The sequence below is a fragment of the Micromonospora kangleipakensis genome (assembly GCF_004217615.1).
In the GTDB taxonomy this organism is placed as follows: Bacteria; Actinomycetota; Actinomycetes; order Mycobacteriales; family Micromonosporaceae; genus Micromonospora; species Micromonospora kangleipakensis.
Genome location: NZ_SHLD01000001.1, coordinates 1,567,336 through 1,583,535 on the forward strand (window position 1 = coordinate 1,567,336; position 16,200 = coordinate 1,583,535).

A 16,200-nucleotide genomic window follows, 5' to 3' on the forward strand; every position below is an offset into this window, starting at 1 on the left:
GCCATTCGTGGGTGAAATGTCCGAGCTAGGGCGGCTGATTCTGCTCGGCGCGCCGCTGGGCAACCCGGCCGACGCCTCGGCCCGGTTCCGGGAGGTGCTCGCCACCGCCGACGTGGTCGCCGCCGAGGACACCCGGCGGCTCACCCGGCTGGCCCGGGACCTGGCCGTCACGGTCCCCGGCCGGATCGTCTCCTACTTCGAGGGGAACGAGGAGCGCCGCACCCCGGAGCTGGCCGAGGTGCTCACCGCCGGGTACGTGGTCGCCCTGGTCACCGACGGCGGCATGCCCAGCGTCTCCGACCCCGGGTACCGGCTGGTCCGGGCCGCGCTCGACGCCGGCGTCCCGGTCACCGCTGCCCCCGGGCCCAGCGCGGTGACCACCGCCCTGGCGCTGTCCGGGCTGCCCAGCGACCGGTTCTGCTTCGAGGGCTTCCTGCCCCGCTCACCGGGCGCCCGCCGGTCCCGGCTGCGGGCCCTGGCCGCCGAGGAACGCACCCTGGTGCTCTTCGAGGCCCCGCACCGGATCGCCGCCGCGCTGGCCGACCTGGCCGCCACCTTCGGCCACGACCGGCCCGCCGCGCTCTGCCGGGAGCTGACCAAGACGTACGAGGAGGTGGTCCGCCGGCCGCTGGGCGAGCTGGCCGAGTGGGCCGCCGAGGGTGAGCCCCGCGGCGAGATCACCCTGGTGGTGGCCGGCGCGCCGCCCGCCGCCGCGGCCCGGCCCGACGACGACACGCTCCGCGCGGCGGTGGCCGAGCGGGAGTCCGCCGGGCTGTCCCGGCGCGACGCCATCACCGAGGTCGCGACCGAGTACGGGCTGCGCCGCCGCGAGGTCTACGGCGTCGTGCACAGCTGACCGCCAGGTGCCGGCCGAACCCGGTGTCCGCGTACGCGGTGCCGGCGTCGGCCCGGACCATCCGCGCCCGCAGCACCGTGCCGGTGTCGGTGCCCGCCTCCGGCCACCCGCCGCCAACCCGTGGTGCCTATTGATTCGCCGCCACCCCGAGACGGTCACTAGGCTTGCTGGTCATGAGTCACGTTCTCGCCGCGGTCGCCTGGCCCTACGCCAACGGCCCGCGCCACATCGGCCACGTATCCGGATTCGGCGTTCCCTCCGACGTCTTCGCCCGGTACATGCGGATGGCCGGTCACGACGTGCTCATGGTCTCCGGCACCGACGAGCACGGCACGCCGATCCAGGTGCAGGCCGACGCCGAAGGCGTCACCCCGCGCGAGCTGGCCGACCGGTACAACCGGGTGATCGTCGAGGACCTGCACGGCCTCGGTCTCTCCTACGACCTCTTCACCCGGACCACCACCCGCAACCACTACGCCGTGGTGCAGGAGCTCTTCGAGGGGATGTACCGCAACGGCTACATCGTCCCGAAGACCACCATGGGGGCGATCTCCCCGTCCACCGGCCGGACCCTGCCCGACCGGTACATCGAGGGCACCTGCCCGATCTGCGGCTACGACAGCGCCCGCGGCGACCAGTGCGACAACTGCGGCAACCAGCTCGACCCGATCGACTTGATCAACCCGAAGTCGAAGATCAACGGGGAGACCCCGAAGTTCGTCGAGACCGAGCACTTCTTCCTGGACCTGCCCGCCCTCGCCGACGTGCTGCGGCAGTGGCTGGACACCCGGGAGGGCTGGCGCCCCAACGTGCTGCGCTTCTCGCGGAACCTGCTCGACGACCTCCAGCCCCGGGCCATCACCCGTGACCTGGAGTGGGGCGTGCCGATCCCCCTGGACGGCTGGCGGGACCGCACCGACAAGCGGATCTACGTCTGGTTCGACGCGGTGATCGGCTACCTCTCCGCCTCCATCGAGTGGGCCCGCCGCGCCGGCGACCCCGAGGCCTGGCGGAAGTGGTGGTCCGCCGACGGCGAGGGGAAGGACGCCCGGGGCTACTACTTCATGGGCAAGGACAACATCGTCTTCCACTCGGTGATCTGGCCGGCGCTGCTCAGCGGCTACTCCGGCGAGGGCAGCCGGGACGGCGAGTCGGGCGAACTGGGCCGGCTCAACCTCCCCACCGAGGTGGTCTCCAGCGAGTTCCTCACCATGGAGGGGCGCAAGTTCTCCTCCTCCCGCAAGGTCGTCATCTACGTCCGGGACTTCCTGGAGCGGTACGACGCCGATGCGCTGCGTTACTTCATCGCCGTCGCCGGCCCGGAGAGCAACGACACCGACTTCACCTGGGCCGAGTTCCTCCGCCGCAACAACGACGAGCTGGTCGCCGGCTGGGGCAACCTGGTCAACCGGTCCGTCTCGATGGCGGCGAAGAACTTCGGCGCGATCCCGCCGATCGACCCGGCCGGGCTCACCGAGGCCGACGAGGCGCTGCTCGCCACCGCCCGGGCCGGCTTCGCCGTCGTCGGCGACCTGATCGCCAAGCACCGGCAGAAGCAGGCCATCGGCGAGGCGATGAAGGTGGTCGCCGAGGCGAACCGGTACCTCTCCGAGCAGGCCCCGTGGAAGCTCAAGGACGAGGCGGACAAGCCGCGGATGGGCACCATCCTGCACGTCGCCCTCCAGGTGGTCAGCGACGCCAACACGCTGCTCACCCCGTTCCTACCGCACTCGGCGCAGCAGGTCCACGAGCTGCTCGGCGGCACCGGGGTGCACGCGCCGATGCCCTCGATCGTGGAGGTGGAGGACCTCGACGGCGGTCCGGGGTACCCGGTGCTGACCGGCGACTACACGGTCGGCGCGCGCTGGGAGTCCGTGCCGCTGGAGGCGGGCCGACCGCTGGCCGCCCCGAAGCCCGTCTTCCGCAAGCTCGACCCGTCCATCGTCGACGAGGAGCTGGCCCGGCTCGCCGGCTGACCCACGCACGCCGGCGCGGCCCCGGGGGGATCCCCGGGGCCGTGCCGCGGTTGTCCGGTCAGGTGCGGGCCATCGCCGGGGCGCCGGTGAACGCCAGGATCGCCTTGTTGACGTCGGCGGCGTTCGTCCACGGGATGCCGTGCGGTGCGCCGTTCAACGTGATCAACTGGCTGCCGGCCAACATCGGCTGCAACCGCTGCCCGGTGTTCGGATACGGCAGCACCGCGTCCTGGTCGCCCTGCACGATCAGCACCGGCACGTCGATCCGGGACACGTCGCCCCGGAAGTCGGTCAGCCAGGCGTCCACGGACTGCAACGTCGCGAGCGCGGAGGCCCGCGCGCCGATCTGCCAGTGCGCCCGGTACGCCTCCTCGGTGACCAACTTCCCCTTGTTCTGCTCCCAGTTGAAGAAGTTGTTGCAGAACTGGGTGAGGAAGGCGAACCGGTCCGCCTGGATGGCCTGCTTGAACCCGTCGAAGAGGCTCTGTTCGACCCCCTCCGGGTTGTTCCCGGTCTTGAGCAGGAACGGCGCGAGCGGGGCGAGCAGGACCGCGCGCTGCACCCGACCGGAGCCGTACGAGCCGAGGTAACGGGTCACCTCGCCGGTGCCCATCGAGTGGCCGACCAGGATCGCGTCGCGCAGGTCCAGCTCGGTCATCAGCACGTCGAGGTCGGCGGCGAAGGTGTCGTAGTCGTACCCCAGGGCGGGCTGCGCCGAGTTGCCGAAGCCGCGCCGGTCGTAGGTGATGGTCCGGTAGCCCGAGCTGAGCAGCGCCGGGACCTGTTTCTCCCAGGTGGCGCCGTTGAACGGGAAGCCGTGGATGAGCACCACCGGCTGGCCCGAGCCGTGATCCTCGTAGTACAGGTCGATGGGCGCGGAGTTCTCCGTCCCGACGGTGATGAAGGGCATCTCGTCTCCTGGTGCGTGCGTCTCGGACGCTCGCGCTTTCCCGACGAGCCCGCTGTTATGCAAGCGGATACGGCAGGTCGACCACCCGGTCGTCGGCCAGCTCGGCGCCCGGCGCCCAGGTCTCGTAGACGCCCCGTTCGTGGCACTGCGCCCCGGTCGTCGCCACCGCGTCCGCGTCCGGGCGGCACAGCCGCAGCCGCAGCCAGCCCGCCTCCTCCCGGAGCACCAGGCAGGGCACGTCCCGCCAGGTGGCGTGCCGCAGCCGGCGGGCCGCCGCGTCCACCGGGTAGCGGGCCGCCCGGGTCATCGCCAGCACCCGGAACCCGCCGGGCTGATCGGCCACCGCCTCGTACTCGCCGCCCGCGTAGCCGCCGACGAGCTGGGTGGAGCGGGGCGCGTCACCGGTCGGTACGTACTCCTGGTCGGGGGAGAGGCCGGGCACCGCGGCGAGCAGGTGCCGCCACTGCGGTCCGACCATGCGCAGCCAGCCGCGCTGCTCCGCCTGGTAGGTGTAGAGCACCACCTCCACCCCCTCCGCCGGGTAGGCGAGCAGGGTGGCGTTGGCCGGCATCGGCAGGTCCGCGAAGTCCCGGGTGATGAACTCCGGGATCAGCTGGGCGTTGCTCGGCACGAACCCGGTGCCCAGCACCGGCGGTCCGAGCCGGTCCCGGGGCGGCAGCGCGGTCAGCCCCGGGTGCGCCGCGCCGACCGGCACGTCGTAGTCGGCCGGGCCGGCGGCCCGCCAGCGCAGCGCGTACGCCACGTCGGTGCCGTACCGGCCGCCCTCGCCGTCGCCCCGCAGCACCGCCATCGCCGCCGGCGTCCGCAGGTGGGCGACGTCGTGCTCCCGGTAGCAGAAGCCGTGCGGCAGCCAGCCCCGCACGTACCCGCCGAGCTGGCGGGCGGAGAGCACCTTGACCATCCGGGTGCCCGGCCGGATCACCGCCGAGGCGCGGACCGCGGCGAGCACCGGGTCGCCGGCCGCGGCGGGCTGCTGGCTGAGCTGATGCACCTGCTCCCAGCCCCGCTCCCGGTGCAGCGGCATCAGCAGCGGCGACTCCGCCTCCTCGGTCGGCTCGGTCCCCCCGTGGACCGCGGTGACCTCGGTGACGTGCACGAACCTCCGCCACGGGTGGGTGGCGCCCGGCCGGGGCGCCCACTCGAAACCGGGCACCTCGTCCGCGCTGAACAGCTCGTACGCCGCGCCCCGGGCGATCTCCTCCGCCGGGTGGACGCGGCCGTCGTACGTCACGTGCAGCCCGGCCCGCTCCGACGCGGTACCGCTGGCCTGGGGGGTGACGGTCACCACCGGCACGCTAAGCGTGACAGATGTGGTGCACGTGAACAGTCGGTGGCGGTCCGGGAACGCAGCCGGTCGGCGGTGTGTGATGCTGGCCGCGATGACCGAGCAGACCGAATCCCGCAAGCAGCGAGCCGCCCGCCGGGCCGGTGAGTTCCCGCCCGCCCCGGAGGCGCTGCCCCGGCCCGTGCTGGACAGCCACACCCACCTGGACATCACCGTCAGCGAGGCCGGCGTGCCCGGCGGTCCGGCCGCCGACCCGGTCGCCGCGGCGATCGAGGTGGCCGCCGGGGTCGGCGTGGACCGGCTGGTCCAGGTCGGCGTCGACGTGGACTCCTCCCGCTGGGGCGCCGACGTCGCCGAGCGGTACCCGGCGGTGCTGGCCACCGTGGCGCTGCACCCGAACGAGGCGCCCCGGCTGGCCGACCTGGACGAGGCGCTGCGCCAGATCGAGGCCCTCGCGGCCCGGGACCGGGTGCGCGGCGTCGGCGAGACCGGAATGGACTTCTTCCGTACCGGCGACGAGGGGCGGGCCGCGCAGGAGGAGAGCTTCCGCGCGCACATCGCCATCGCCAAGCGGTACGGCAAGGCGCTGGTCATCCACGACCGGGACGCGCACGCCGACGTGCTGCGCATCCTCGACGACGAGGACGCCCCGGACACCGTGGTGCTGCACTGCTTCTCCGGCGACGCCGAGTTCGCCGCCGAGTGCGTCCGCCGGGGCTACCTGCTCAGCTTCGCCGGCACGGTCACCTTCGGCAGCGCCGCGGCGCTGCGCGAGGCCGCCGCGCTCACCCCGCTCGACCAGATCCTGGTGGAGACCGACGCGCCGTACCTGACCCCGATGCCGCACCGGGGACGGCCGAACGCGTCGTACCTGATCCCGCTGACGGTCCGGTCGCTCGCCGCGACCACCGGCGCGGACCTGGACGAGCTCTGCGCGGCGATCTCGGCGACCGGCGACCGCGTCTTCGGCCCATGGTGAGCGGAGCGGAACCCGCCGCTACGCTACGGGGCGTGACCGGCCTCCTCGGCCCGGCGGAGATCCGGGAACTCGCCGCGCGCCTCGGCGTCGCCCCCACCAAGAAGCTCGGCCAGAACTTCGTGCACGACCCGAACACGGTCCGCCGGATCGTCACCACCGCCGGGCTCGCCCCGGACGACGTGGCGCTGGAGGTCGGCCCCGGCCTCGGCTCGCTCACCCTGGCGCTGCTCCCGGTCGCCGCGCACGTGCACGCCGTGGAGATCGACCCGACGCTGGCCGGCGCGCTGCCGGAGACCGCCGCCCGGTTCGCCGGCCCGGACGCCGCCCGGCTCACCGTGCACCGGGCCGACGCGCTGCGCGTCCGCGCGGCCGAGCTGGCCGAGCCGGCGCCCACCGCGCTGGTCGCCAACCTGCCCTACAACGTCGCGGTGCCGGTGGTGCTGCACCTCCTCGCCGAGCTGCCCACCCTCCGGCACGGCCTGGTGATGGTGCAGAAGGAGGTCGCCGACCGGCTCGTCGCCGGTCCCGGCTCCAAGGTGTACGGCATCCCGTCGGTCAAGCTCGCCTGGTACGCCCGGGCCCGGGCCGCCGGGAAGGTCCCGCCGAACGTCTTCTGGCCGGTGCCGAACGTCGACTCCGGCCTGGTCGCCTTCACCCGCCGCGAGCCGCCCCGCCCCGACGTACCCCGGGAGCGGGTCTTCGCGGTGGTGGACGCGGCGTTCGCGCAGCGCCGCAAGACCCTGCGCGCCGCCCTCGCCGGCTGGGCCGGCGGCGCGGACCGGGCCGCCGCCGCGCTCACCGCCGCCGGGGTGGACCCGGGCGCCCGCGGGGAGTCACTCACCGTGGAGCAGTTCGCCGCCATCGCCGCGTCGGCCCCGACCGCCGCGCCGGCCGCGCAGTAGGCTGGCGCCGTTGTCCGACCCCTCGGAGGAGCTGACCGTGGAGAAGCCGTTCGACGTCCGCCTGCGCCCGTGGGACATCGCCCCGTGACCGAGGCCTGGCGACCGGACGACGAGGACGAGCAGCGGCGCGGGGCCAGCGGACCGGTCAAGGTCCGGGTGCCCGCCAAGGTCAACCTGCACCTCGGGGTGGGCCCGCTGCGCCGCGACGGGTACCACGAGCTGAACACCGTCTACCATGCGATCTCGATCTACGACGAGCTGACCGCGCGGCGGGGCGACACCCTCACCCTGACCATGGAGGGGGAGGGGGCCGGCGAGCTGGCCCTGGACGACACCAACCTGGTGATCCGGGCCGCCCACGCCCTCGCCGGGTACGCCGGCGTCCTGCCGCACGCCCGGCTGCACCTGCGCAAGCAGATCCCGCTCGCCGGCGGGCTGGCCGGCGGCAGCGCCGACGCGGCCGCCGCCCTGGTCGCCTGCGACGCCCTCTGGGGCACCGGGCTCTCCCGGGACGAGCTGGCCGGTATCGCCGCCGACCTCGGCTCCGACGTGCCCTTCCTGATCCACGGCGGCACCGCGCTCGGCACCGGCCGGGGCGAGGCGGTCAGCCCGGTGCTGGCCCGCCCCACCTCCTGGCACTGGGTGGTGGCGGTCGCCGACGGCGGCCTCTCCACCCCGGCCGCCTACCGGGAGCTGGACCGGCTCCGCGACGCCGGCACCGCGGGCGAGGCGCTCGGCAGCACCGACGCGCTGCTCGGCGCGCTGCGCCAGCGCGACCCGCGGGTGCTCGCCGCCGCCCTCGGCAACGACCTGCAGGACGCCGCGCTGAGCATGCGCCCGGCGCTGGCCGACACCCTGAAGGCGGGGGAGGCGGCCGGGGCGCTCGCCGGCATCGTCTCCGGCTCCGGCCCGACCTGCGTCTTCCTCGCCAGCGACGAGGCGCACGCCGGCCGGATCGCCGCCGAGCTGGAGGCCGCCGAGGTGTGCCGGGAGGCCCGGGTCGCGCACGGCCCGGTGGCCGGAGCGCGCATCGTCTGAGCCGGCCGGGCCACCCTGGCCCCACGTCATCGGGCCGGCCCGGGGCGGCCGCCGCCCGCGGCGCGGGCGCGGCGGGGACGTCACGCCGCGACCGGGACGGAACAAGCGGGCGCCGGGGGCGGTTGACCCCCACGGGCCCGGCACCCGACCAGGTGCCCGCGTACCCTGAAACGTCGCAGGCGTCCCACGTGCCCCCGGCACCGGGACGCCTTGATCATGGGAGGTAGGTGAGGTCGTGGCCAACATCGTCAACCTGGACCGGGTGTCCAAGGGGTACGGCGCCGCCGGGCCGCTGCTCACCGACGTCTCGCTCGGCCTCGACGACGCCGACCGGATCGGCGTGGTCGGCCTCAACGGCGCCGGCAAGTCCACCCTGCTGCGGATGCTCACCAAGCAGGAGGAGCCCGACGACGGCCGGGTCACCCACCGCCGCGACCTGCGCGTGCTCTGGCTGCCGCAGAGCCTCACCCTGGCCCCCGAGGCCACCGTCCGCGACGTGGTGCTCGGCACCGCCTGGCTCGGCCAGAGCATGGGCGCGGAGCACGAGTGGGCCGGCGACGCCGGCGTCCGGGCCATCCTCGACGGCCTCGGCATGCCCTACCTCGGCCTCGACCAGCCGGTCGGCCCGATGTCCGGCGGCGAGCGCCGCCGGGTCGCCCTCGCCGCGCTGCTCGTCCGCGAGTCCGACCTGCTGATCCTCGACGAGCCCACCAACCACCTCGACGTCGGCGGCGTCGACTGGCTGGCGAAGCACCTGGTCGGCCGCAAGGGCGCCCTCGTCGTGGTCACCCACGACCGGTGGTTCCTGGACGCGGTCTGCACCAACACCTGGGAGGTCGCCGACCAGACCGTCCGGGCGTACGAGGGCGGCTTCGCCGCCTGGACCCTCGCCCGCGTCGAGCGGGAGCGGGTCGCCGCCGCCACCGAAGCCCGCCGGCAGAACCTCCTCCGCAAGGAGATCGCCTGGCTGCGCCGCGGCCCGCCCGCCCGCACCTCCAAGCCGCGGTTCCGGATCGACGCGGCCAACGCGCTGATCGCCGACGTGCCGCCGCCGCGCGACACCATGTCGCTGCAACGGCTCGCCACCGCCCGGCTCGGCAAGCAGGTCTACGACCTGGAACAGGTCACCCTGCACGCCGGCCCGAAGGAGATCCTGCACGACGTCACCTGGCAGGTCGGTCCCGGCGACCGGATCGCCGTCCTCGGTCGCAACGGCGCCGGCAAGACCACCCTGCTGCGGATGCTGGCCGGGTTGAGCCGCCCCGACGGCGGCCGGTTCGCCACCGGCTCCACCGTCAAGCCCGCCTTCCTCTCCCAGGAGCTGGCCGAACTCCCCGGAAACCTGCGGGTCCTCGAAGCCGTCGAGGAGGTCGCCCGCCGGGTCCAGCTCGGCGACCGGGAGATCTCCGCCGCCCAGCTCGCCGAGATCTTCGGCTTCGACGACCGGCGGCTCTGGACCCCGGTCAGCGACCTCTCCGGCGGCGAGCGCCGCCGGCTGCAGATGCTCCGGCTGCTCGCCGGCGAGCCGAACGTGCTCCTCTTCGACGAGCCCACCAACGACCTGGACACCGACACCCTCGCCGCGCTGGAGGACCTCCTCGACTCCTGGCCCGGCACGATCATCGTGGCCAGCCACGACCGCTACCTGATCGAGCGGGTCACCGACAGCGTGTACGGGATGTTCGGTGACGGGCGACTGGTGCACCTGCCCGGCGGGGTCGACGAGTACCTGACCCGGGCCGCGGGCGTCCAGCCCGGCCCGACGCGCGGCGAGATCGCGTCGGCCCCGGCGACGCCGGCCACCGCCCCGAGCGGGAGGTCCGCCGCCGAGGTGCGGGTGGCGAAGAAGGAGCTGAGCCGGCTGGAACGGCAGGTCGGCAAGCTGGAGCAGAAGGAGGCCACCCTGCTCGACCAGCTCGCCGCGAACGCCACCGACTACGCCAAGGTCGCCGAGCTGGACACCCAGCTCAAGGAGCTGCGGGCCGAGCGGGAACGGACCGAGGAGGCCTGGCTCGCCCTCGCCGAGGAGCTGCCGGCCGGCTGAGCCGGCCACGGGTGGGGGGTGTGCGGCGTCACAGCCCGGCGTGCGGGACAATCGTCGGCGACCCCTCACCCGAACGGTCTTGGAGACGCAGACATGGCCCACACCCCCGTCAACCACCCCGCGCGGCCGATCTACCGGGCGATCGGCGGGCTCGTTGGTCTGTACTTCGTGGTCTTCGGTGTGCTCGGCATCATCGCGAGCGCCGGCAACGACGTCCTCGCCCAGAACGACACCACGGTCCTCGGCCAGGGCACCAACACCGGCTACTCGCTGCTCGCCGCCCTGCTCGGGCTGGTGATCCTCGCCGGCACCGTCATCGGCCGCAACCTCGACGTGGCGATCAACCAGTGGCTGGCGTACGCGCTGATGGTCCTCGGCCTGGCCGAGCTGGCCTTCATCCGGACCGACGCGAACATCTTCAACTTCTCCATCGTCACGGTGATCGTGACCCTCTTCCTCTCCATGGTCCTGCTGATGGTCGGCATGTACGGCAAGGTCGGCACCGACGAGGAGCAGGACGCCTTCGAGAAGGCCCGCCTCGTCCTCTGACCCTCCTGCGCTCGCGAGGCCCGGCCGTTGCCGGGCCTTCGGCGTTTTCGGGGACATGCCCCTCCCGGTCAAGTGACAATGTGGCTAAATCGGTCACTTGGCTGGAGGAGCTCATGCCGCACTTTCCGATGAACCACCCCGCGCGGCCGCTCTACCGGGTCCTCTCCGGGCTCGTCGGGCTCTACATCCTGGTCTTCGGCGTGTACGGGGTCTTCGAGACCTGGGGCGACGGCCTCTTCGACCGCAGCTCGAACTACGCGCTCGGACTCCGTACCAACCTGGCCTTCTCGCTGGTCTCCGTGGTGTTCGGCATCTTCCTGATGATCGGGGCGTCCCGCCGGGGCAACCTCGGCCACTACATGAACCTCACCGCCGGGGTGGTCTTCCTGGTCACCAGCATCCTGATGATGGCCGTGCTGCAGACCCCGGCGAACTTCCTCAACTTCTCGATGTCGACCGTCCTCGTGTCAATGCTGTTCGGGCTGGTCCTGCTGGCCACCGGCCTCTACGACAAGGTCGGCAGCGAGGAGCACGCGGAGGCCGAGCGCCGCCGCCGCAACCACCCCATCTCCGAGGCCGGCGCCCGCTGACCCCGCCCGGTCGTCAGCCCGGCTTGCGGACCGTGATCAGGCCCGGCTTGGCCTCCAGGTGCGACAGCCCGTTCCAGGCCAGGTTGACCAGGTGCGCGGCGACCGCCTCCTTGCGCGGCTTGCGCACCTCCAGCCACCAGCGGCCGGTCAACGCCACCATGCCGACCAGCGCCTGCGAGTAGAGCTCGGCCAGCTTCGGGTCGTACCCCCGGCTGGAGAACTCCGCGCCCAGGATGTGCTCCACCTGGTGCGCGACGTCGTTCATCACGCTGCTGAAGTTGCCCGTCGCCGACATCAGCGGCGACTCCCGGACCAGCACCCGGAACCCGCTGGTCTCCTCCTCGATGTACGTCAGCAGGGTCAGCGCCGCCTGCTCCAGCAGCTCCCGGGGGTGCCCCGCGGTCAACGCGCTGGTGATCCGCTCCAGCAGCGAGCGGACCTCCCGGTCCACCACCACCGCGTAGAGCCCCTCCTTGCCGCCGAAGTGCTCGTAGACCACCGGCTTGGAGACCCGGGCCCGGGCCGCCACCTCCTCGATCGAGGTGGCGTCGAAGCCGCGCTCCGCGAAGATCTGCCGGGCGATCGCGATCAGCTGCTCCCGCCGCTGCGCCGCGGACATCCGTACCCGGGAGGAGGACTTCGCCGCCGGGACGGCCCGCCGTCGCGCGGCGCTGGCATCGTTACCGGGAACCTCGGTCATCTCGTCACCTCGCTGGCGCTCGGTGACGCCCTGCCGTGGGATCTGCCTGCTCACGTCGTGACCTCGCCGATTCGACGGCCCGCGCCGTGGCGGCATCCGACCGGCCGGCGGGGTGGAAGCTCGATCACCGGGCCATCCTGTCAGGTGGCTGCCCGACCCACCGACCGGTTTCACCCCTCCGGCCGCGCCGACCCGGCCGTGACCCGCTCGGGGCGGACCAGCTTCGCCGTGATGCGTTCCGGCTTCGGCCAGCGCACCGCCCAGGCCGCGCCGGCCTTCTCCAGCAGCCAGATCACCCGCGCGGACATGTCGATCTGGCCGCGCAGCACCCCGTGCCGGGCGCTGGTCGGCTCGGCGTGGTGCAGGTTGTGCCAGCTCTCCCCGAACGACAGGACGGCCAGCGGCCAGAAGTTCGACGCCCGGTCGCCCTGGCGGGCCGCGAACGGGCGCTCGCCGTAGACGTGGCAGACCGAGTTGATCGACCAGGTGACGTGGTGCAGCAGCGCGATCCGGACCAGCCCGCCCCAGAAGAGCGCGGTGAGCGCGCCCGGCCAGGACCAGGTCAGCAGCCCGCCCATCGCCGCCGGACCGAGCAGCGAGACCACCACCAGCAGCGGGAAGAGCCGGTCGACCCGCCGGGTCGCCTGGTCGGCGAGCAGGTCCGGGGCGAACCGCTTCCGGTTGGACAGTTCCCGGTTGAACAGCCAGCCGACGTGGGCGTGGAACAGCCCCTTGGCCAGCCCGCCGACGCTCTCCCCGAACCGCCACGGCGAGTGCGGGTCACCCTCCAGGTCCGAGAAGGCGTGGTGGCGGCGGTGGTCCGCCACCCACTGGATGATCTCGCCCTGGACCGCGAACGAGCCGGCGACGGCCAACGCCACCCGCAGCCACGGCTTGGCCCTGAACGAGCCGTGGGTGAAGTAGCGGTGGTAGCCGACGGTGATGCCGAGCCCGGACAGCACGTACCAGAAGCCGGCCACGGCGATGTCGGTCCAGCTCAGCCAGCCGCCCCAGGCGACCGGTACGGCGGCGAGCAGGGCGAGGAACGGGATGACCACGAAGGCCCAGAGGGCGACCAGGATGCCCCGGGACTGGTGGCCCTGGGTCAGCGGCTTCGGACCGGCGGCGTTCGGGTCGGTGAGGGCGGTCGACATGGCACCTCCCAGCGGTACGGGTCACGCCTACGTCACCGTAACCGCGGGGTTTCTAGATCACACCGGAGAGTGTCGATCGTGGATGGAGTGACTGTCGTACGCCCGTTCTAACCTACGCGTCGTGACCGATCCTCTCGCCGCCGAGGCGCGCCGGCTGCGCGTCGTCGAGCAGCTCGCCGTCCGTGACATCCAGGCCCGCCTCGGCTGGAAGAAGGCGTGGTGGATGGCCTGGTGACGGCCGGGCGCCACGATGCGAGCGTCCAGGGGCTGAGGCCGAGGCGCTAAGCTGTGGATGACCGTTCGGCCGTGGTGTAATTGGCAACACCCGGGTCTTTGGTACCCGTGTTTCAGGTTCGAACCCTGGCGGCCGAGCTTTCCTACTGCGTCCGGATGCTGTCTGACTGGGGTAACGGGCGAGCGTTCCGAGTCGCGTGGTTAGCATGGCCGCGAGACTGTCGCCGTCCCGACGGGAGCCACGTCGTGCCCGAGCCCCACCTCCGCACCGTTGTCGTGCTCGCCGCCGGTGAGGGCAAGCGGATGAAGTCGTCCCTGCCCAAGGTGTTGCACCCGCTACTCGGTCGTACCCTCCTGGGCCACGTGCTGGCCGCGGCCGCGCCGCTGCGCGCGGACCGCACCGTGGTGGTGGTCGGGCACGGCGCCGACCAGGTCCGCGCTCACCTGGCCGAGATCGCCCCGGAGGCCACCCCGGTCCTCCAGGCCCAGCAGCTCGGCACCGGGCACGCCGTGCGGATCGCGCTGGAGGCGGTGCCGGACGCCACCGGCACCGTCGTGGTGATCAACGGCGACGTGCCGCTGCTGCGGCCGGAGACCGTCGCCGCGCTCGTCGAGGCGCACGAGGGCGCGGGCGCGGCGGCGACCGTGCTCGCCGCCGAGGTGCCCGACCCGACCGGCCTGGGCCGGATCGTGCGGGACGCCGCCGGCCGGCTGGAGCAGATCGTCGAGGAGCGCGACGCGACCCCCGAGCAGCGGGCGCTGCGGGAGATCAACGCCGGCATCTACGCCTTCGACGTGGCGCGGCTGCGCGACGCGCTGGGCAAGCTCTCGACCGACAACGAACAGGGCGAGGAGTACCTGACCGACGTCTTCGGCCTGCTCCGCGACGCCGGTGAGCCGGTTGCCGTGCATGTCGCCGCGGACCACGTGGAGACGCTGGGCTGCAACGACCGGGTCGAGCTGGCCGCGCTGCGCCGGCTGCTGCGCGACCGGGTCAACGAGGGCTGGATGCGCACCGGGGTGAGCATCCTCGACCCGCACACCACCTGGATCGACGTGACGGTGACCGTCGAGCGGGACGCGGTGATCGACCAGAACACGCAGCTCCAGGGCGCCACCGCGGTCGGCGCCGGCGCGGTGGTCGGGCCGGACGTGACGCTGGTCGACACCACCGTGGGCGAGGGCGCGACCGTGCTGCGCAGCCACGCGGTGGGCGCCGAGGTCGGCCCCCAGGCCACCGTCGGACCGTACGCGTACCTGCGGCCGGAGTCGCGGCTGGCCCGCAAGGCCAAGGTGGGCACGTTCGTGGAGACCAAGAAGGCAACGATCGGCGAGGGCTCCAAGGTGCCGCACCTGTCGTACGTCGGCGACGCGACCATCGGCGAGCACAGCAACATCGGCGCGGCGACGGTGTTCGTCAACTACGACGGGGTGAAGAAGCACCACACCACCATCGGCAGCCACGCCCGTACCGGAGCGGACAACATGTTCGTCGCGCCGGTCGAGGTGGGCGACGGTGCGTACACCGCGGCCGGCTCGGTGATCATCGCGGACGTGCCGCCCGGCGCGATGGCGGTCGCCCGGGGTCAGCAGCGCAACGTCGAGGGCTGGGTGCTGCGCAAGCGGGCCGGTACGCCGGCCGCCGAGGCGGCGCAGCGGGCCCGCGAGGGTGCGTCGGGCGGGGCCGCCGCCGCAAGCGAAGGTGAGCCAATCCACGAGGATGCGGAGACCGTGGGAGGACCGGCCGGCGCGGGGGATACTGCAACCGAATAGTCCCCGGCTCCACCGCGCCGGGAACCACCGACCAACGGGAGCAGACGGGCCCATGGGCAGCATCGTCGCCGAAAACCGCAAGAGCCTGATGCTCTTCTCCGGACGTGGCTTTCCGGAGTTGGCCAAGGAGATCGGTGAGGTGCTCGGCGTTGCGCCGACCCCCTCCGACTCGTACGACTTCGCCAACGGTGAGATCTTCGTCCGGTTCAAGGACTCGGTGCGCGGTTCGGACGCCTTCGTGGTGCAGTCCGTGACGCACGGGGTCAACACCTGGGTCATGGAGACCCTGATCATGATCGACGCGCTGAAGCGCGGTTCGGCCAAGCGGATCACCGTGGTGCTGCCGTTCTACCCGTACTCGCGGCAGGACAAGAAGCACCGTGGCCGGGAGCCGATCTCGGCCCGGCTGGTGGCCGACCTGCTCAAGACCGCCGGCGCGAACCGGATCCTCACGGTCGACCTGCACACCGCGCAGATCCAGGGCTTCTTCGACGGCCCGGTGGACCACCTCTTCGCGATGGACGTGCTCGCCGAGTACGTCGAGCGCAAGTACGCGGGCCGGCCGATGACCGTCGTGGCGCCGGACTCGGGCCGAGTGCGGGTGGCGGAGCGGTGGACGGATCGGCTGGGCGGATGCCCGCTGGCGTTCATCCACAAGACCCGTGACCCGCTGAAGCCCAACCAGGTGGTGGCGAACCGGGTGGTCGGTGAGGTCGAGGGTCGGGTCTGCCTGATCGTCGACGACATGATCGACACCGGTGGCACGATCACCAGGGCCGCCGACATCCTGCGGGAGTCCGGTGCGGCCGAGATCGTCGTCGCCGCCACCCACGCCCTGCTCTCCGACCCGGCGACCGAGCGGCTGAAGAACAGCCCGATCAGCGAGGTCGTGGTGACGAACACCCTGCCGATCACGCCGGAGAAGCAGCTCGACAAGCTCACCGTGCTGTCGATCGCACCGCTGCTGGCCCGGGCGATCCGGGAGGTCTTCGACGACGGTTCGGTGACCACCCTCTTCGGTGGCCTGAGCTGATCTTCCGCGTGGCGGCGAGCGCCGCGCGCCGGCGCCGTTCCCGTCGTCCCACAGGCCGACGGGAACGGTGATGTGGGGACTGCCGGAAAGCTCGGAATTCCCTCGGGTAGACTGGTGCGGTTGCCACGGCGAGGGTGCCCGGCGGGTCGCTGAAAA

General features: G+C 72.9%; 14 protein-coding genes and 1 tRNA gene. 11 read left to right on the forward strand and 4 right to left on the reverse strand.

Annotated elements, in window-relative coordinates:
- Positions 1-16 precede the first annotated feature (16 nt).
- Together rsmI and metG are read left to right on the forward strand one after the other, a co-directional pair.
- Complete coding sequence (gene rsmI, locus EV384_RS07690) at positions 17-856, forward strand: 16S rRNA (cytidine(1402)-2'-O)-methyltransferase (RefSeq protein ID WP_423202945.1); 840 nt, start codon at positions 17-19, stop codon at positions 854-856.
- Between the two features lie 173 nt (positions 857-1,029).
- Positions 1,030-2,832 carry a methionine--tRNA ligase gene (gene metG / locus EV384_RS07695; RefSeq protein ID WP_130331446.1) on the forward strand — a complete coding sequence of 601 codons (1,803 nt, stop codon included), beginning with the start codon at positions 1,030-1,032 and terminating at the stop codon, positions 2,830-2,832.
- A gap of 58 nt (positions 2,833-2,890) precedes the next feature.
- Here metG and EV384_RS07700 read toward each other — a convergent pair whose 3' ends face one another.
- Together EV384_RS07700 and EV384_RS07705 are read right to left on the reverse strand one after the other, a co-directional pair.
- Complete coding sequence (locus EV384_RS07700; protein ID WP_130331448.1) at positions 2,891-3,742, reverse strand: alpha/beta fold hydrolase; 852 nt, start codon at positions 3,740-3,742, stop codon at positions 2,891-2,893.
- 55 nt (positions 3,743-3,797) lie between these two features.
- Positions 3,798-5,048, reverse strand: a complete 1,251-nt coding sequence (locus EV384_RS07705; protein ID WP_130331450.1) for a hypothetical protein — start codon at positions 5,046-5,048, stop codon at positions 3,798-3,800.
- An 82-nt stretch (positions 5,049-5,130) separates the two neighbouring features.
- On the opposite strand from EV384_RS07705, the gene EV384_RS07710 reads away from it, so the two are divergent.
- The 6 genes from EV384_RS07710 to EV384_RS07735 all read left to right on the forward strand — a co-directional run bounded on the left by EV384_RS07710 (position 5,131) and on the right by EV384_RS07735 (position 11,150).
- Positions 5,131-6,027, forward strand: a complete 897-nt coding sequence (locus tag EV384_RS07710; RefSeq protein ID WP_130331452.1) for a TatD family hydrolase — start codon at positions 5,131-5,133, stop codon at positions 6,025-6,027.
- Between the two features lie 32 nt (positions 6,028-6,059).
- Entirely contained in the window at positions 6,060-6,929 is an 870-nt protein-coding gene (gene rsmA / locus EV384_RS07715; protein ID WP_130331454.1) for a 16S rRNA (adenine(1518)-N(6)/adenine(1519)-N(6))-dimethyltransferase RsmA, read from the forward strand.
- A gap of 84 nt (positions 6,930-7,013) precedes the next feature.
- Positions 7,014-7,967 carry a 4-(cytidine 5'-diphospho)-2-C-methyl-D-erythritol kinase gene (locus tag EV384_RS07720; RefSeq protein ID WP_130340340.1) on the forward strand — a complete coding sequence of 318 codons (954 nt, stop codon included), beginning with the start codon at positions 7,014-7,016 and terminating at the stop codon, positions 7,965-7,967.
- A 235-nt stretch (positions 7,968-8,202) separates the two neighbouring features.
- Complete coding sequence (locus EV384_RS07725; protein WP_130331456.1) at positions 8,203-10,011, forward strand: ABC-F family ATP-binding cassette domain-containing protein; 1,809 nt, start codon at positions 8,203-8,205, stop codon at positions 10,009-10,011.
- 93 nt (positions 10,012-10,104) lie between these two features.
- Positions 10,105-10,560 (forward strand): DUF4383 domain-containing protein, encoded by a 456-nt coding sequence (locus tag EV384_RS07730; RefSeq protein ID WP_130331458.1) that lies wholly within the window; start codon positions 10,105-10,107, stop codon positions 10,558-10,560.
- 113 nt (positions 10,561-10,673) lie between these two features.
- Positions 10,674-11,150 (forward strand): DUF4383 domain-containing protein, encoded by a 477-nt coding sequence (locus EV384_RS07735; protein ID WP_130331460.1) that lies wholly within the window; start codon positions 10,674-10,676, stop codon positions 11,148-11,150.
- Positions 11,151-11,163: 13 nt separating this feature from the next.
- Here the strand turns inward: EV384_RS07735 and EV384_RS07740 are convergent, their stop codons facing one another.
- Complete coding sequence (locus tag EV384_RS07740; RefSeq protein ID WP_130331462.1) at positions 11,164-11,850, reverse strand: TetR/AcrR family transcriptional regulator; 687 nt, start codon at positions 11,848-11,850, stop codon at positions 11,164-11,166.
- Positions 11,851-12,020: 170 nt separating this feature from the next.
- Entirely contained in the window at positions 12,021-13,004 is a 984-nt protein-coding gene (locus EV384_RS07745; RefSeq protein WP_130331464.1) for an acyl-CoA desaturase, read from the reverse strand.
- Positions 13,005-13,304: 300 nt separating this feature from the next.
- Here EV384_RS07745 and EV384_RS07755 point away from each other — a divergent pair.
- The 3 genes from EV384_RS07755 to EV384_RS07765 all read left to right on the forward strand — a co-directional run bounded on the left by EV384_RS07755 (position 13,305) and on the right by EV384_RS07765 (position 16,044).
- Positions 13,305-13,376, forward strand: a tRNA-Gln gene (locus EV384_RS07755).
- A 108-nt stretch (positions 13,377-13,484) separates the two neighbouring features.
- Positions 13,485-15,011 (forward strand): bifunctional UDP-N-acetylglucosamine diphosphorylase/glucosamine-1-phosphate N-acetyltransferase GlmU, encoded by a 1,527-nt coding sequence (gene glmU / locus EV384_RS07760; RefSeq protein ID WP_341273619.1) that lies wholly within the window; start codon positions 13,485-13,487, stop codon positions 15,009-15,011.
- 52 nt (positions 15,012-15,063) lie between these two features.
- Positions 15,064-16,044 (forward strand): ribose-phosphate diphosphokinase, encoded by a 981-nt coding sequence (locus tag EV384_RS07765; protein WP_130331468.1) that lies wholly within the window; start codon positions 15,064-15,066, stop codon positions 16,042-16,044.
- Positions 16,045-16,200 lie beyond the last annotated feature (156 nt).